Genomic DNA, 15,898 nt, shown 5'->3' on the forward strand with positions numbered 1-15,898 from the left:
ATAGAAGGACTGTACTAGATCATGGCTCCGCCCCGCAAGCACGCCAGCGACGTGATCCTCGACGCTGCCCGCACATTGGTTTTGAGTGAAGGACCCCGCGCTGCCAGCGTCGCCGCCATTTCGGCCGCAAGTGGCGCACCCGCCGGGACTCTCTACCACCGCTTCGGCAACCGCAACGGCATACTCGCTGCCGCCTGGCTACGGTCGCTGGAGCGATTTCATTCCAGGGCGCTCGCGGCAGTCGACGTCGAAGACCCGGTGGAAGCGGGCGCCACGATGGCCAAGGCCGTCGTGTTGTTCGCGCGCGAAGTTCCCGAAGACGCCCAGCTCCTCAACTTCCGGCCGGCGCACCTGCTCGACGGCGAGCCCGAAGAATCGTTCACCACGCAGCGCGCGCACATGAACGAGCCAGTCTTCGCGCAGATGTTCCGAGTCACCGAGGGACTGTTCGGCGACCGCGAAGCCCAGCACGTCGATATTGTCCTGCGCGCGATCATCGACCTGCCGTACTCAGCGGTCCGGCGCTACGGCATGTACGTGCCGGATTGGCTGGTCGACGCGGTCGCCGAGGACGCGAGGATTTTGCTCAGGGCACCGCGCGGGTGAGCCGGACCACCTGCGAGACATGCAGCTGCCAGCGCTCGTCGACGACGAATCCTGCGGCAGCGAGCAGCCGGCCGTCCGCCGAGGATTCGAAATGGTATGGATCGAGGTGCCAGACCTCGTTCGATGTATGACGGACCGTACTTGCGGACTCTCGTTCCCCGTCGCCGACGAACCACACCACGTCGCAATCGTCGAGCCGCACCAGCGCGACCGGCAGGTTCTCATCCCATAACCACCCGTTCGCCGTTGCCGAGCGACCGGCACCGGGATCGCGCAGCCCGGCGAATGCGGCCGGCCGAATGTTGAGCGGGACCCGCGCCGACGTCGGATTCCAATCGACGCGGTTCGCGAACAGCACGCAATCACCGGGTTCACCGTGCTCCTCGAAGAACCTGAGCACGGCGCTGAAATCCATCTGGCTCGGTTTCGACCATTCGCCGCGCTGCGCGACGTACGCCGGTGCGGCGGTGGCGACCAAGACGGCGAGCACCGCTGGCGCGACCCATCGGGCACGGGCGAGCACCGCGATCGCCGACCCGAGCAGGAGGGCGACCGCGGGTGCCGTGAATGTCAGATACCGGTCGAGATAGATCGGCTCGACGAACAGCGAATAGCACGCGATCAGGGCTGTCGGGACCAGCGCCCACGGAAGCGCCACCGCGACCAAGTCGCTGCGGACACTACGTGCGACATAGACCGCGCCGACCAAGAGGATCGCGGCAGAAAGTGCGAACAGCGGTGCGCCTACGAACCACTGATATTCGGCGAGCGCCCTGACGAAGTGGCGGTCGAGCGGTGGAATCCACGCCACCTGACCGGACTGGCTGGTGATCAGACGCACGGCCGGCAGCGCCACGATCGCACCACCCAGCGCGGCGACCGCCCACATGATCGAAGCCCTGCGCGCAATCAGCGCAACGGTCACGCCGTGCGCGGCGACCAGCGCGGCGAGGTCGAGGAACAACAGGAGCGACAGCGCAACACCGACCGCGTACAGCAGCCACCACCACCGACCACGCCGCACCGCAACAAGCATGGCGACGGTCAGCCACACCGCCGCGGTCGTCGTCGCTGCGAACGATCGAACCTCGACGGCGGCCCACGTGACGCGAGGCAGAATCGCGAAGGCGAGACCGGCGAGTAGGCCGACACGGGGATTCGCGAGTTCCCGCCCGAGGACCACCACCCCCGCGGCAGCGGCCCCGACCGCAATGGCACTGGGCAGGCGCGCGGTGAACTCCGACTCGCCGACGAGCCGGAACCAGAGATGCATCCCGAGGTAGTACAGGCCATGTACCGCGTCTTGGTGATCGAGCAGACGCCACAGATCGGGCAGTCGGCGCTGCGAAGCGAAAACCGTTGCTGCCTCGTCGTACCAGTACGAGGGCCGCCACGAGAAAGCCGAGCCCAGGAGGGCTGCTAGTAAGCCGACAGAGAGGGCGCTACCGATCCCGCGAGTGCGGCTTGCCGCCATACAACCGATCCCAGTTCTCCCGGCTAGTCAGGGCAGGCACAGCTTCCCGGTATGCGCGTGAAACCTCGGGCAGTTCCGTGCGCAGCCGGCGCAGCACCTTGACCGTACGAAGCAGCAGAGCACGGGCAGTTGCCTTGTCTCGCTGACGAATTCGCACTCCGGACTGCGATGCATCGGTGACGACAACGTGGTCGAACAGCGAGACGTGCCACCAATGTGCGTCCTCGCGAGTAACTCCGATGAGGCCGTGCTGAGTCCGCCCGAACCACTGCCCGATCGCACGTTTGATCAGGATCAGCTTCATGTGGCTCGGTTCGCCGGACGCCCGGCGGGTGTGCATGTGCGCCGACGGCACAGGAGCGGTCGCGGCTTCGTGTTTGATCGTCTCCGGGTACTCGGCACGGGTCCGGCGAATCTCGGCCATCGCCTCGATCCCACCGTCCGCGAGAATCTTCGGGCCTTCCAGGAAGTCCTCGATGCCCTGCAATGTCGTGTGCACCAAGCCGTACTGCATCGCGACCAAATGCTCGGACAGCTGCCTGAAGAACGTCTTCGACAACGCCTTGCCGTCGAGCTCGGTGTGAAGCGAACCGACGATCAACGAGTTGCGCGTGCTGAAGTAGCGCGCCCAATCGTCGAAGTCCTTCCAATAGAAGTCGGCATGCCACACAGCGGCATTCGGCAGCGTGACGGTCACGAAGCCAGCCTCGCGCGCACGCACGCCGTACTCGACGTCGTCCCACTGGAAGAAGATCGGCAGGGGCAGCCCGATCTTCGCGGTGACTTCGGCGGGGATCAGACACGTCCACCACGCGTTGTAGCCGGCGTCGACGCGACGCTCCTGCTTACGCGTCAGCATGCTGGTGTTACGTAAGGCCTTCGGGACTTTCTGGCCGTGCGTCAACTCGTTGAGGTTGACGTACTCGGCGCCGACGTTCAGGTAATCCGGATTGAGCAGGAACATCATCTGCGCACCGACGAGCGTCGGTTCCACCGTCATGTTCGCAAACGCGTTGAGCCGCAGGACCGTCTCGGGCTCGCACAGAATGTCGTCGTCCATCAGGATCACGTCGGCGTGCTCGTTCACGAGCGACACCTCGTACAGGCCACGGGTGAACCCACCCGCACCGCCGAGATTCGGCTGCTGGATGTAGCGCAACTTGTCGCCGAGTGTCGCCGCAGTGGCCTGGTAGACCTCTCGATCACGGACCAGATCGGTGCCCTGATCCACGACGAAGACCGCATCGATCGAGGCAAGCACGGTTGGGTCGGAGGCGAGCGCGGCGACTGTGTTCGCGCAGTCGTCGGCGCGGTTGAACGTGCAGATCGCGATCGCAACGGGCCGGACATGGTCGGGCGCGTCGACGGTCCATTCGAGATTGGAAATGCCCACGGCACCGCCGCGCGCGTCGACCTCGAGCCACAGCGCACCGCCGTCGACGAACCGGTCGAGCGCGGTGTCGATCGCAAGCGTGCCCGATGCGGTCACTTCGGCGGTGTGGACGGTCCGGTGGTGGCCTGCGATATCGGACGCGACGAGCCGGACGCGGGCACGCTTCTCCACATCGAGTGCGACGCTCACCCGGACCGCTTTCGCAGTCGTCCACCGCTGCCAGTAGCTCGCAGCGAAGCGCCCGAAGTAGGTGTTCAGATTCGCCTTGCCACCCTTTGCGAGCTGCAACGATCCCCGGGTGCGCGAGGCTTCACCCTTGGCGACGGCGTACAAATTGTCGTTGATGATCGCCGACGGTCCGGTGAACACTCCGCGCGCAACGACCAACCGGTCCGGCGGCCGATGGTCCGACAAGAGACTTGTCGGAGCGTCTTCGGTCGCGGTGTCGGTCGTGGCGGCCTGGGCTGCAGGCTGGTCCATGAATTCCTCAGGCGATAGGCGACGGTCGAGTGCAGCGACCGTACGCAGAGTCAGGCCGCGACTGCGGCGAGGATACCAACGAAAACGCTTCCACTAACGCTCCCTGCCGGTGAATACGAACTTGTCGTAGGCCCAGTAGCGGAAGCCGATCGCGACGATTTGACCGACGAGCGTTCCAGAAATGTTGTCCGACATGGGAGTGGACAGATCCAGCACGTACCGCGAGAAAGCCAGGCACGACAGCTGCAGACCGATCGCTATGACGTTGACTACTACGTAAACGGCGAATTCACGCATCGCGTTGCCGCGCGGCTTGTGGCCGAAGGTCCACCATTTGTTGCCGAAGTACGTCACGGCTGTCGCACCGACGATGGCAATGATCTTGGCCGGCAGGGGCGCGTGGAACAGCGGGCCCTCGCCGCCCCAGAAGACCAGAATGTTGTACAGACCAGCATCGACGAGAAACCCGATGCCACCGACAACGAGGAATGCGCTTCCCCGTCGCAGTGCTGTGGTCGCCTTGGTAACCAAGGAATCAGCAGCAGTCACGGGCATCCTGTCCTGTATCCCTCACACGGTGAGGCTACAGAAAGCCTGTACCCTGCCTGTGCACCTATTCGCACCTAAACACCGAGGACCTTCCGGGGTGGATTTCACCGAGCTTCGCATTGCAGCGGTGGTGCCCTGCCATAACGAGGAAGCCGCGGTCGCGAAGGTCGTGACGGACCTCAAAGCAGCGGTGCCCGGCATCGACGTGTACGTCTACGACAACCTCAGCACCGATGCCACGGCAGAGCGCGCGGCGGAAGCCGGTGCGATCGTGCGTCGCGAGTTGGCAAAAGGCAAGGGCAACGTCGTGCGCCGCGCGTTCGCCGATATCGACGCCGACGTCTACGTGATGATCGACGGCGACGACACCTACGAAGCCGCCGCAGCCCCCGAGATGATCGCGAAGCTGCTCGACGGTCCGTACGACCACATTCTGGGCGTCCGAAACCAGATCGACACGGCCGATTCCGCCTATCGCGCGGGCCACGAGACCGGCAACAGGGTGCTCAACGACCTGGTCGGCAGGGTCTTCGGCGAGAACGTCCAAGACATGCTCAGCGGCTTCCGCGTGTTCTCGCGCCGCTTCGTCAAGAGCTTCCCCGCCGTCTCGCGTGAGTTCGAGATCGAGACGGAACTCACCGTGCACTCGCTGCACCTGCGGGTTCCGCAGTCCTCAGTGGAGGTCGGCTTCCGGGATCGGCCCGCCGGGAGCGAGTCCAAGCTGCGGACCTACCACGACGGCTTCAAGATCCTGTGGCTGATTCTCGGCCTCGCGCGCCACGAACGTCCGGTCGCGTTCTACGGTCTGCTGGGCGGACTGAGCTGGCTGATCGCAGTGATTCTCACTGTTCCGATCATCGTCGAGTTCTACGAGACGCATCTGGTTCCGCGCTTTCCCACGCTCTTTCTTGCATTCACACTCATCCTGCTCGGCTGTCTCGCGTGGACCGCGGGCCTCATCCTCGACGGCATCCGGCGCTCGCGACACGAGGCCGCCCGACTCGTCTATCTCCGCTACTCCGCCGCCGGAAAGTCGACATGAGTTCCACAACAGCTGTCACCGAACCCGTCGAGGACGTCCCCACCGGACCGAAAAAGACACAGCGGATCACGTCGGGCGTTGCGCGGGTCGGCGTTGCGGCGGTCGCATTCGCGATCCTGGCCACGGTCTTCGGCGGGATCTTCGCGGTCGCCACTCCGCCCTTCTGGGGCCACGACGAGATCACGCAGTTCGGGCGGGCGTACCAGGTCGCGCACGGCGGCATACTGCCGCTGAAGATCAAGGACGACCGCGGTGTTGCGTACGGCGGAACTGTGCCGCAGACCATCGACAGCGTCATGGGTTACGCGATGCGTGACTACGTCAACAATCCCCAAGAGCCTGCGCCGATGGTCGCGTCGGAAAAGCACTACGACCAACTGCTCGACAAACCGCTCACCGAGAATCATCACGTCGTCTGGTTCACCAACACCGCTGCGTACTCGCCCGTCCCCTACATCCCAGCGGCGATCGGCATCAGAGTCGCGACGGTCCTCAACTTGGACGTCGGCAACCTGCTGCTGCTGACCCGCCTGGCGGGACTCGTCGCATATGTCGGAGTCGTGTTCTTCGGACTCCGTGCCTTACGGGACAGCCGTGTGCAATGGCTTGCCTTCACGGTGGCGTTGCTACCGATAGCCGTCTTCCAAGCCGGGACGATCACGGCCGACACCTTGACCAACGCTCTGGCAATCATGGTCTCTGCGCTGCTGGTCAAAGCCCTGTTCCTCGGTAAGGACCTCAGCAGGCCGGAAAGCGCGGCTCTGCTCGCGTCGGCGATCGTGCTGCCGCTCTGCAAACCGACCTATGTGTTACTTGCGATGCTCGTGGTGGTCGTCCCCATCGCGCGCTACGGGTTGCCGGCACGATTCCGACTCGTGCCATGGGCCTTCGCAGGTGTCGGTGGCGTGCTGTTCCTGATCTGGACCAAAATCTCTTCGCCGACGACCGCAGGCATGGGTCTGATGCGTAAGCCCTCGCAGTGGCACTCCGTTGTCCCCGGCGACCAGTTGCGCGGCATCCTGACGAATCCGATCGGCTTCATCGATGTGTTCGGCGACAGCGTGATGCGCCGCGATCAGGAGTGGTTCACCGAGTTCTTCGGCGAACTCGGCTTCGCATATATCAACGTGCCCGCTACCTCGATCGTCGCCTGCCTGCTCGCGCTCGCGATCGCTGTCGGCACGGCCGAGCAGATGGTTGCCACCCATCGGCGGACCGCGATCGTTGCCGTCGTGATCGCAGCCACCGTCGCGATGATCTACGTGACCCTGTATCTGTCCTTCTCCCCCGTCGACTTCTACATCATCGACGGCGTGCAGGGCCGGTACTTCGTGCCGCTCGCGATCCTGTTCTTCGCGGCTCTGCTGCGCTGGATGCCGCTGCGCCTGCAGGCCCCGACCGGTCAGCTGAACATGCGCGGACCTGCCATCGCCATCGTCGTCGCGACCCTGATCTCGCTGCTCTGCGCGGTGTGGAAGTACAACGTCGTCGTCTACGGATAACTACAACCGCTTTTCCCCCTGCGACACGTACATCTGCTCGGTAGCGGCTTTGCGTGGGCGCCACCACGACTCGTTGTCGCGATACCACTGCACGGTCGCGGCCAGGCCGGACCGGAAGTCTCCGTACTGCGGCGTCCAGCCGAGTTCGGTTCGTAACAGCGTCGAATCGATCGCGTATCGCAGGTCGTGGCCTGCGCGGTCGGTGACGAAGTCGAAGTCGTCGGCGGGTCGACCGAATTCCTCGAGGAGTAGACCGACGACCGTCCGGTTGTCGAGTTCGCCGTCTGCACCGATGAGGTAGGTCTGACCGATGCGACCGCGTTCGAGGATCGCCCACACGGCGGTGTTGTGATCGTCGACGTGGATCCAGTCGCGCACATTGCGGCCTTCGCCGTAGAGCCGCGGGCGGATTCCGTCGATGAGGTTGGTGATCTGACGCGGGATGAACTTCTCGACGTGCTGGTAGGGGCCGTAATTGTTCGAGCAATTGGAAATGGTGGCGCGGACACCGAAGGAGCGGGTCCAGGCGCGGACCAGCATGTCGCTGGACGCCTTGGTCGCCGAGTACGGACTCGACGGGTTGTACGGGGTCTGCTCGTGAAAGCGTTCCGGATCGGTCAGCGAGAGATCGCCGTAGACCTCGTCGGTCGAAATGTGGTGGTACCGCACGTCGTAACGACGGACCGCCTGGAGCAGCGAGAACGTCCCGACGATGTTGGTCTGCACGAACGGCCACGGGTCGTTGAGCGAATTGTCGTTGTGGGATTCGGCTGCAAAGTGGACGACCGCGTCGACGCCGCTGACCAACTCGTCGACCAGATCGAGGTCGGCGATATCGCCGTGCACGAAGTCGATCCTGTCGGCGACCGGATCCAGGGACGTTCGGTCGCCCGCGTACGTCAGCGAGTCGAGCACGGTAATCGTCGATTCCGGATGGTCGGCGATAGTGCGATGGACGAAATTCGCACCGATGAAGCCAGCGCCACCGGTCACGAGCAACCGCATCCCTTACCTCCGTCTGCCAGGCCCGACCCTACAGTTGTCGGCTTCGGATCCGGCGCTATTACGAGCTGGGTCAATTTGCTTCCGGAGTGATCCCCCCGGAAACTTCTGATCATGCGCGGAATCATTCTGGCGGGCGGAACCGGGTCGCGGCTGCACCCCATCACCCTCGGTGTGAGCAAGCAACTCGTTCCCGTCTACGACAAGCCGATGATCTACTACCCGTTGTCCACGCTGATCCTCGCGGGTATTCGCGACATCCTGGTCATCACCACACCGGGTGATGCGGAACCGTTCGAGCGGCTGCTCGGTGACGGCTCCCGCTTCGGCGTGTCGATCACCTATACCCAGCAGCCTTCGCCGGACGGACTGGCGCAGGCGTTCGTCCTCGGCGCCGAGCACATCGGCAACGAATCGGTGGCCCTGGTTCTCGGCGACAACATTTTCTACGGGCCCGGTCTCGGTTCGCGGTTGAAGCGGTTCCGCGACATCCAGGGTGGCGCCGTCTTCGCCTACTGGGTTGCGGACCCGACCGCGTACGGCGTCATCGAGTTCGACCGAGACGGTCGCGCGATCTCGCTGGCAGAGAAGCCGAAGAAGCCGCGGTCGAACTTCGCGATCCCCGGCCTGTACTTCTACGACAACGACGTGGTGGCGATCGCGCGCGACTTGACGCCGTCCGATCGTGGCGAGCTCGAGATCACCGATGTCAACCGCGTCTACCTCGATGCCGGCCGGTTGCAGGTCGAGGTGCTGCCGCGCGGCACCGCCTGGCTCGACACCGGCACGTTCGATTCGCTGCTCGACGCGTCCAACTACGTCCGTACGATCGAAGAACGTCAAGGTCTGAAGATCGGCGTTCCCGAAGAAGTCTCCTGGCGGCATGGCTTCATCACCGACGACGAACTGCGCGAGCGCGCGGAGTTGCTGGTGAAGTCCGGCTACGGCACTTACCTGCTCGGCTTGCTCGAGCGCGGCAAGGATTGGTGATGATGCAGGTTCGCGAGCTGGCGATGTCCGGTGCCTGGGAGTTCACCCCCAAGCAATTCGGCGACGACCGCGGAGTTTTCCTCGAGTGGTTCAAGTCCTCGGAGTTCGAGGCGGCCGTCGGCGCGCCGCTGCAACTCGCGCAGGCCAACTGTTCGGTGTCCGCCGCCGGCGTATTGCGTGGAATCCACTACACCGCGAACCCGCCCGGGCAGGCCAAGTACGTGACCTGTGTGAAGGGCGCGTTTCTCGACGTGATCGTGGACCTCCGCGTCGGATCGCCGACGTTCGGTACGTGGGATTCGGTACTCATCGACGACGTCGACCGGCGGGCCGTGTATTTATCGGCAGGCCTCGGTCACGCGATCCTGTCCCTGGAGGACGGTTCGACGGTGATGTATCTGTGCTCGCTCGAGTACACGCCGGAGTTCGACCACGACGTGAACCCGCTGGACCCCGACCTCCGCATCGACTGGCCGACCACGGGCCGAAACGGCGAGTCGCTCGAGTACGTTCTTTCGGCCAAGGACTCGATGGCTCCGAGTTTCGCGCGTGCCCGCGAAGAGGGTTTGCTACCGCGCGCCTAGCCGATCGAATCAGCGGCGCGCGGCCCGTTGTGCGACCGCTTGGCGCCGGTCTTTGAACCGCCAGAATTGGACCGAGCGCAGGTCAGCGGACACCTGTTGCATCGGTTCGGACAATTCCTCCATGGATTTATGTATATCGCTCGCGATCTCGGTCAGGAAGACGACCTTGCCGGCGAGCCTGGCCATGCTGAGAATCAACTCGAAGACCAGCCGGACGGTGGCGGCGAGGGTCAGCGCGATGACCGGCGCAAGGACGAGTGCGATGACGCCCGCGGCGGCCGACGACTGGAACGCGACAACGGTCAGCGCGATCGGAATCACGACCGCAACGAACAACGCGACGACGTAAACGATCGGCAGGAGGTCCTTCGTGGCGATCCGCTTGAAACGGACGTCGAGCAACCCCTTCGCGGCCGCGCTCACCCATGCAAAGACTCGCTGCACGACGTCGAACCGGCTCGGGGAGGGTTCCTCCTCTTGCCAGAATTCCGCGTACTCGTCCCACTCGTCGTATGACTCGGCCACCACGGCATCCTCCCCCTCCGGCGCCAGATTTGCGAACCCATTCGGCGCGTCGCCGGTATGGTGTCTCACACCATGCGCCGCCGCCTGCTCAATGCCATGCTCTACTACCCGACTCGCGAATTTCTTTGGACGCCATCGGCTTCCGGACTCGATTTCACCGACCTGGATTTCGTCGCTACCGACGGGGTCGCGCTGCACGCCTGGTGGATACCGACGCCGAAGCCCAGCATCGGCCACGTCCTGCTCGCGCACGGGAACGCGGGAAACATCGGCGATCGTGTCGCCCACGCGCGGCTGCTGACCGCCGCCGGATTCGACGTCCTGCTGTTCGACTATCGCGGCTTCGGCCGCAGCCAAGGTCGACCCAACGAGGCCGGCACCTATCTCGACGCGCGGGCAGCGCGCACGGTACTGCTGGACCAGGCCGGCGTCGACCCCGGACGCATCTTCTATCTCGGCGAATCGCTCGGCGGCGCGGTCGTCGTCGAGTTGGCGCTCGAGCATCCCCCGGCTGGCGTGGTGCTGACGTCCACGTTCACGAGCGTCCGGGCCGTCGCGCAAAGCCAGCTTCCGGTCGTCCCACGCCTGGCGGTCCCCGACGCCTACCCAACGATTCGCCGGATTCCGCAGCTTCGGTCGCCGCTGTTGGTGATCCACGGGGTGCAGGACGAGCTCGTCCCCGTCGAACAGGCACGCCAGCTGTTTGCTGCGGCCCCCGAGCCCAAGCAACTGCACCTGATCGACGGTGTGGGGCACAACGATGTCATCGCCGAAGCCGGCGCGGAGTGGTCCGAGGCCATCGGCACCTGGGGTTATCACAACCCCTACAAAAAATGACCCCGGTCACACAAAGATTGTTGTAACTAATCCCCATCTTCTGCCGATACGCCCTGTGGAGTCAGTCAGCAGAGCTTTCGAACTCCGCCAAACTTGGACAACTGCCCTACTCGATCAAGGAGACGACACGTGCGCACGACCGCCGGCTCATCCCTCTCCCCTAGCGTTTTGGCTGCCACGGCAAATGGCTATGGCCAGCGCGGATGGATGGTCTCGACGACAGCGAACGGCATCACGCTGATCACTGACGACGTCGTTTGCGGTGTCGAGGTTCCTGCCGAACTTGCAGAAGGTGTGCACGCATTCATGCGCGCCAACAACCTGACCGGTCCGGTCGTCGAGCTGCCCGGTGCAGAGCGTCGCCAGATCCACCTGCTGACCGGCGTCCGCAAGGCATCGATGGCCATCACCGCGTTGAAGGCTGCCGGCGCGATCGTCCACATGGACGGCGCAGGCATCCCGCTTCCGCCGACCCAGCTGAGCGCCGGTTCGGCTCGCTGGGCCATCAGCCCCGACGAGGTCCGCTGGGTTCCCCCGGTCGTCGCTCTCGGTGCCGCGGTTCGCGCAATCCGTACGGCTCGTCCGGCCCAGCGCCCGGCGGCTGTAGCCTGCTGAGGTTCTTCACCAACTTTTCTCTAACCTGCCTCCCGCCACGTTTCGTGACGGGAGGCAGTTCTTTTTGTCGTGCGTCGGTTGTGTCGGCGTGGACACATACCGAACGTCTGCGCGACGACAGACGGGGACTGCAATCCCGGCGACGATTGACGAAATCGATTCGACCGAGGAGACACGACATGGGCACCGTCACCCACCTGCCGAACGTCGGCGCAATTCTCGCCCAGGAATACGCGAGCCGCGGCTGGACCGTCGAGTCCACTGCGATCGGTCTGGAACTCGTCGCAAGCGCAACCGTCTGCGGCGTCGAACTGCCGGCCGGGACCGCGTCCCGAATTCAGCAGTTCCTACGGGTTCACATGCTGGCCGGTCCGGTGCTCGAAGTGCCCGGCACAGGTAGGCACGTCTTCCTCGCCTCGACCGCGAAGTCGGGATCCAACGCTGTGGTCGCGCTGCGGTCCCTCGGTGCGATCGTGCATACGGCGGGAGCAAGAATCCCGCTCCCGCCGACCTACCTGCTCACCGGACCGGTCCGCTGGGCGCCGGGATCGGTCGCCACGCATCTGCCTCCGCTGGTTGCCGTGTCGGCCGCGCTGCGTACGCACACACCCGTCCGGCGTCCGCTGGTCGCAGCCTCCTAGCCGACGGGGACCTTCGCTACGCGCTTCTCGAAGTTGTAGGCGCCCAAATCGAATCGTCTGCTACGCAAGGCAGACTCGATCGTCGTCGTAGGCAGAAGTGGCACGTCGCCGTGCTTGTCGAAGTAGTAGCTGTTCGCGTTGGCGCAACTGTCCTGCCAGAACACCTGGTGCGTGCGACGCGAAAGCACCTCGGCAAAGAAGGCGTCGTTCGCTTCCTTGGTGACCTCGACGTAGTTCGCACCTTGCGACCGCGCGCGCTTGAGGCAACGCAGGATGTGCGCGGCCTGTGATTCGATGAGCGCGAAGTACGACGACCCGTTGTAACCGTACGGACCCATCACGTTGAAGTGATTGGGAAACTTCGGAACGCTGACGCCCTGGAAGGCCTGCAGCCGGTTCTCGTCCCACCATTCTTCGAGGAGCAGCCCGCCGACGCCGCGCAGCGCGTAGGTCGGCATGCTGCCCGATTCCATCACCTTGAATCCGGTCGCCAGAATCAGCACGTCGATCTCGTGGACCGCGCCGTCCGCGGTGTGGACGGCATTCTCGGTCACATGGCTGATTGCATCGGTTTCGAGGTAGACGTTGTCGCGATTGAACGTTGCGAGGTACTCGTTGTGGAAGCTCGGCCGCTTGCAGCCCAGTGCATAACGCGGCGTCAGCTTCTCCTGCACCACGGGGTCTTTGACCTGCGAGCGGAGGTAGGACAGCACGGCCTTCTCGGCGAGCGAGACCGTCGGCACGACGCCGTGATAGTGCGCCGAGATCGGGAAGGTCAGTTCGACGAAGGTCTGACTGAGCAGCCGCGTAACGGACTGCGCCCCCGGAATTCTGCCCATCAGCCAACGGGCCGGACCGGGCAGCGCCAGATCCAGCTTCGGCAGGCACCAGATCGGTGTCCGCTGGAAGACGGTCAGGTGGTCGACGTTGTCTGCGATCGCGGGAATGATCTGGACGGCGGACGCGCCCGTACCGATGATGCCGACGCGCTTGCCACTCAGATCCTGGGTGTGATCCCAGCGGGCGGTGTGCATCGTTGCACCCCGGAAGTTCTCGACACCAGGAATCTCCGGCGCTTTCGGCCTGGTCAGGGCGCCCGAGGCGTTGAGGACGTAGCGAGCGGTCAGTTCTTCGCCTTCGGACGTGGTCAACCGCCAGACGTTCGCGTCCTCGTCGTAGACAGCGGCATCGATCGTGGTCCCGAAGCGGATTCGGCGGCGCAGGCCGTACTTGTCGACGCAATGCTCGGCATAGGCCTTGAGCTCTCGGCCGGGCGCGTAGGTCCGCGTCCAGTCGGGCAGCTTTTCGAAAGAGAACTGGTAGCTGAACGACGGGATATCCACCGCGACACCGGGGTAGGTGTTCCAGTGCCACGTACCGCCGACGCCACTTGCCTCGTCGACGATCAGATAGTCCGTGAAGCCGTTCTCCTGAAGCTTGATCGCCAGCCCGATTCCGGAGAATCCGGCGCCGACGATGATCACTTCGTGGTCGGGCGAAACCGACGTGCTCATGCCACCACTCCTCGTTGAGTGAGATAGTCAAACTATTCGAAAATTCAGACTATCTTGATACGATCGGATCGTGCAACGTTTGAGCCGGGCGGAGTCGCAGCTGCGCACGCGAGCTGCCATTCTTTCGGCCGCACATAAATTGTTCTTACGCAACGGTTTCCGCTCTACTTCCCTGGAACAGATTGCGCAGGAAGCCGGATATACCCAGGGTGCGGTGTACTCGAACTTCCGGAACAAGTCCGAGATCGGCATCGCCGTCATCGACCAGATGTACGACGACGAAGAACGCCGCTTGCTGGAACTGTTCACGAACGCGGTCGCGCACGGTCGCGGCTGGCAGGACGCGATCCTCGAGTGGACGCGGACCGGCAGTCTCGGCGACGTCGGTTGGGCGCGACTGGAAACCGAGGTCGCTGCGTTCAGCACCGACGACGGCAAACTACGCGCGGCAACGGCCGATCGCTACACGCGGATCAGGCAGCGTTGGGGCCGACTCATCGAATCGACCGCAGACGCAGCCGGAATCACGCTCCCGGTGTCGCACGAAGTTCTGGCCATCGGGCTTCTCGGACTCAGCCTCGGCGTCGGACTCCAACGGGCGGCAGACCCTTCTGTCTCGGGAAACGTCGTCGCCGAACTGCTGCAGGCGCTCGCAACGCAGCAGGGCTTTCCCTGAGTTCGTAACGGCGGGGGTGTCGACCTCACACCCCAGGGTGTCTTTGCCCGACGACGATTCGGCCCGAAAGTTGGTGATACCGACTCGAACCCGAACCGCAGGAGCACCCATGTCCGACCCGATTGCACGACGCCGTCGCCGAGTGAGCGCATCGACGTTCGGAGCACTTGTCGCAGTCGGCCTACTGTCTGCGTGCGGAACAGCCGTGACAGGCGCCGCCGTCGCAGCAACAGGCGACAACGGAACGACCGATCGGACGACGACAGCAGCCGAACCGACGCGGATCGCACCACGAACGACGACCCCGCGCACAACCGTTGCACGTCCGACGACAGCGCCGGCGGGGTCGTTCGACGCGGAGGTCGGCGATTGCGTGCAACTCGGCGGCGACGCCGGAGCACCGTCCATCGCGCACGCACCGTGCGGGACCGCAGCGGCGAATTTCAAGGTCGTCGAGAAGACGGGCAACCACTTGGACTGCGTGTCCGATGCCGACGCGTGGTACGCCAACACGCGCAACGGCTCCGAAACCGAGGCGTTCTGCCTGGACATCGACTGGGTCGCGGGCGATTGCTTCCAGACCAGCGGCGACTGGCCGACCCGCGTCGATTGCGCAGCCCCACCCGCCGACACGGTCCGCGTCGCAAGCATCTCGACAGGCACCGACACTAGCCACTGCGCCTCCGACGGCGGCGTCTACTCCGAACGAATGATCGTCATCTGCATAGAGGCGGTATAGAAATGTCGACAATCACCACTGACCGCGCACCTGCGCAGTACCGGCTGAGTTGGCCGCTGCTAGCCGTCATCGCCGCTGCTTTCGCCACATTGTTCGTCTTGAATGTGACAACGCCGCAAGTCTGGCTCGTGGCATTCATCTTCGCCCCGTTGGTCATTGCCCCCAAGCGACACGAAACCGGCGGCGGGTCCTAGTTGTCGTAGTTGGTCTGCGAGTTATCGTCTGCGCGACTGAATACGGGGTGCTTATCGGGTTCGGTGCTCGCCGCCGTGGAATCGGTTTCGAGCGGAGCATCCTTATGGCTGAACAACGCGCCTGCTCCTGCATTTTCTGAGGACATAGACGCAGCATCCTCTCTATCCCTAGGGATAGCCAATCGCGGGTACGGTTAGTGATGGCCAAAGCCAGCGAGAAGAACTACCTGCAGTTGATGGGCGACCTCCCCGCGCTCCGCGCACGGCGGCCGGACACGGTCCGCACCTACGATGCCACCGCTCTCGCCGACCTCGATCGTGAAATCAGTGAGCACGAGATCGAAATCGTTCGACGCAACCGGCATGGGCGGTAGGTCGCACCCGTCCCTGCGGTGTGGGGTACTTCGCACAACTTCTCGAGACTTCGCACAAGGTACAGCTGGCTGCAGCCTGTGTGAGGTCACGGGAACTTGTGCGAAGTTGCGTGGCCCACGCCAAGGGCCGTGACACGCCCAAGACCCGAGACGCGCCGAAA

Annotated in this window: 18 protein-coding genes; 12 read left to right on the forward strand and 6 right to left on the reverse strand. The window is 64.1% G+C overall.

What is annotated here, in order from left to right; all coding sequences use genetic code 11:
- The first annotated feature begins 21 nt into the window (after window positions 1-21).
- Window positions 22-606, forward strand: a complete 585-nt coding sequence (locus JGU72_RS16135; protein WP_199684967.1) for a TetR/AcrR family transcriptional regulator — start codon at window positions 22-24, stop codon at window positions 604-606.
- Here JGU72_RS16135 and JGU72_RS16140 read toward each other — a convergent pair.
- From JGU72_RS16140 to JGU72_RS16150, 3 genes are all read right to left on the reverse strand, one after another.
- Entirely contained in the window at window positions 587-2,080 is a 1,494-nt protein-coding gene (locus JGU72_RS16140) for a glycosyltransferase family 39 protein (protein ID WP_199684968.1), read from the reverse strand. The genes JGU72_RS16135 and JGU72_RS16140 overlap by 20 nt on opposite strands.
- Entirely contained in the window at window positions 2,049-3,953 is a 1,905-nt protein-coding gene (locus JGU72_RS16145) for a glycosyltransferase (protein ID WP_199684969.1), read from the reverse strand. Before JGU72_RS16145 ends, JGU72_RS16140 begins: the two co-directional genes overlap by 32 nt.
- Window positions 3,954-4,046: 93 nt before the next feature.
- Window positions 4,047-4,508 (reverse strand): GtrA family protein, encoded by a 462-nt coding sequence (locus JGU72_RS16150; protein WP_199684970.1) that lies wholly within the window; start codon window positions 4,506-4,508, stop codon window positions 4,047-4,049.
- A 91-nt stretch (window positions 4,509-4,599) separates the two neighbouring features.
- Between JGU72_RS16150 and JGU72_RS16155 the strand changes: the two genes are divergently transcribed.
- Together JGU72_RS16155 and JGU72_RS16160 are read left to right on the forward strand one after the other, a co-directional pair.
- Window positions 4,600-5,544, forward strand: coding sequence for a glycosyltransferase family 2 protein (locus JGU72_RS16155; RefSeq protein WP_199684971.1), 945 nt, complete (start codon window positions 4,600-4,602; stop codon window positions 5,542-5,544).
- Window positions 5,541-7,046 carry a DUF2142 domain-containing protein gene (locus JGU72_RS16160; protein ID WP_199684972.1) on the forward strand — a complete coding sequence of 502 codons (1,506 nt, stop codon included), beginning with the start codon at window positions 5,541-5,543 and terminating at the stop codon, window positions 7,044-7,046. The genes JGU72_RS16155 and JGU72_RS16160 overlap by 4 nt, the downstream gene beginning before the upstream one ends.
- On the opposite strand, the gene rfbB is transcribed toward JGU72_RS16160, so the two are convergent.
- The gene (gene rfbB / locus JGU72_RS16165) at window positions 7,047-8,051 is read right to left on the reverse strand and encodes a dTDP-glucose 4,6-dehydratase (protein WP_199684973.1); all 1,005 of its coding nucleotides are present in this window, start codon (window positions 8,049-8,051) and stop codon (window positions 7,047-7,049) included.
- 111 nt (window positions 8,052-8,162) lie between these two features.
- Here rfbB and rfbA point away from each other — a divergent pair, with 111 nt between their 5' ends.
- Entirely contained in the window at window positions 8,163-9,038 is an 876-nt protein-coding gene (gene rfbA, locus JGU72_RS16170) for a glucose-1-phosphate thymidylyltransferase RfbA (RefSeq protein WP_199684974.1), read from the forward strand.
- A 2-nt stretch (window positions 9,039-9,040) separates the two neighbouring features.
- On the forward strand, window positions 9,041-9,622 hold the full coding sequence (locus JGU72_RS16175; RefSeq protein ID WP_199685355.1) for a dTDP-4-dehydrorhamnose 3,5-epimerase family protein: 582 nt from the start codon (window positions 9,041-9,043) through the stop codon (window positions 9,620-9,622).
- A 9-nt stretch (window positions 9,623-9,631) separates the two neighbouring features.
- On the opposite strand, the gene JGU72_RS16180 is transcribed toward JGU72_RS16175, so the two are convergent.
- Window positions 9,632-10,147, reverse strand: a complete 516-nt coding sequence (locus JGU72_RS16180) for a DUF4282 domain-containing protein (protein ID WP_199684975.1) — start codon at window positions 10,145-10,147, stop codon at window positions 9,632-9,634.
- A 72-nt stretch (window positions 10,148-10,219) separates the two neighbouring features.
- Here JGU72_RS16180 and JGU72_RS16185 point away from each other — a divergent pair, with 72 nt between their 5' ends.
- The 3 genes from JGU72_RS16185 to JGU72_RS16195 all read left to right on the forward strand — a co-directional run bounded on the left by JGU72_RS16185 (window position 10,220) and on the right by JGU72_RS16195 (window position 12,240).
- Window positions 10,220-10,984, forward strand: coding sequence for an alpha/beta hydrolase (locus JGU72_RS16185; RefSeq protein ID WP_199684976.1), 765 nt, complete (start codon window positions 10,220-10,222; stop codon window positions 10,982-10,984).
- Window positions 10,985-11,191: 207 nt separating this feature from the next.
- Complete coding sequence (locus JGU72_RS16190; protein ID WP_233532493.1) at window positions 11,192-11,599, forward strand: hypothetical protein; 408 nt, start codon at window positions 11,192-11,194, stop codon at window positions 11,597-11,599.
- A gap of 179 nt (window positions 11,600-11,778) precedes the next feature.
- On the forward strand, window positions 11,779-12,240 hold the full coding sequence (locus tag JGU72_RS16195; protein ID WP_199684978.1) for a hypothetical protein: 462 nt from the start codon (window positions 11,779-11,781) through the stop codon (window positions 12,238-12,240).
- Here the strand turns inward: JGU72_RS16195 and JGU72_RS16200 are convergent.
- Window positions 12,237-13,754, reverse strand: coding sequence for a flavin-containing monooxygenase (locus JGU72_RS16200; RefSeq protein WP_199684979.1), 1,518 nt, complete (start codon window positions 13,752-13,754; stop codon window positions 12,237-12,239). The genes JGU72_RS16195 and JGU72_RS16200 overlap by 4 nt on opposite strands.
- 70 nt (window positions 13,755-13,824) lie before the next feature.
- On the opposite strand from JGU72_RS16200, the gene JGU72_RS16205 reads away from it, so the two are divergent.
- The 4 genes from JGU72_RS16205 (at window position 13,825) to JGU72_RS16220 (ending at window position 15,737) form a co-directional block, all read left to right on the forward strand.
- Window positions 13,825-14,430 carry a TetR/AcrR family transcriptional regulator gene (locus JGU72_RS16205; RefSeq protein ID WP_199684980.1) on the forward strand — a complete coding sequence of 202 codons (606 nt, stop codon included), beginning with the start codon at window positions 13,825-13,827 and terminating at the stop codon, window positions 14,428-14,430.
- Window positions 14,431-14,539: 109 nt separating this feature from the next.
- Window positions 14,540-15,169, forward strand: a complete 630-nt coding sequence (gene lppU / locus JGU72_RS16210) for an LppU family putative lipoprotein (protein WP_199684981.1) — start codon at window positions 14,540-14,542, stop codon at window positions 15,167-15,169.
- A 2-nt stretch (window positions 15,170-15,171) separates the two neighbouring features.
- A complete protein-coding gene (locus tag JGU72_RS16215; protein WP_199684982.1) occupies window positions 15,172-15,363 on the forward strand; it encodes a hypothetical protein in 192 nt (63 codons plus the stop codon).
- Window positions 15,364-15,563: 200 nt separating this feature from the next.
- Entirely contained in the window at window positions 15,564-15,737 is a 174-nt protein-coding gene (locus JGU72_RS16220) for a hypothetical protein (RefSeq protein WP_199684983.1), read from the forward strand.
- Window positions 15,738-15,898: the final 161 nt, after the last annotated feature.

Source organism: Antrihabitans auranticaus, from assembly GCF_016481275.1.
Taxonomy (GTDB): Bacteria; Actinomycetota; Actinomycetes; order Mycobacteriales; family Mycobacteriaceae; genus Antrihabitans.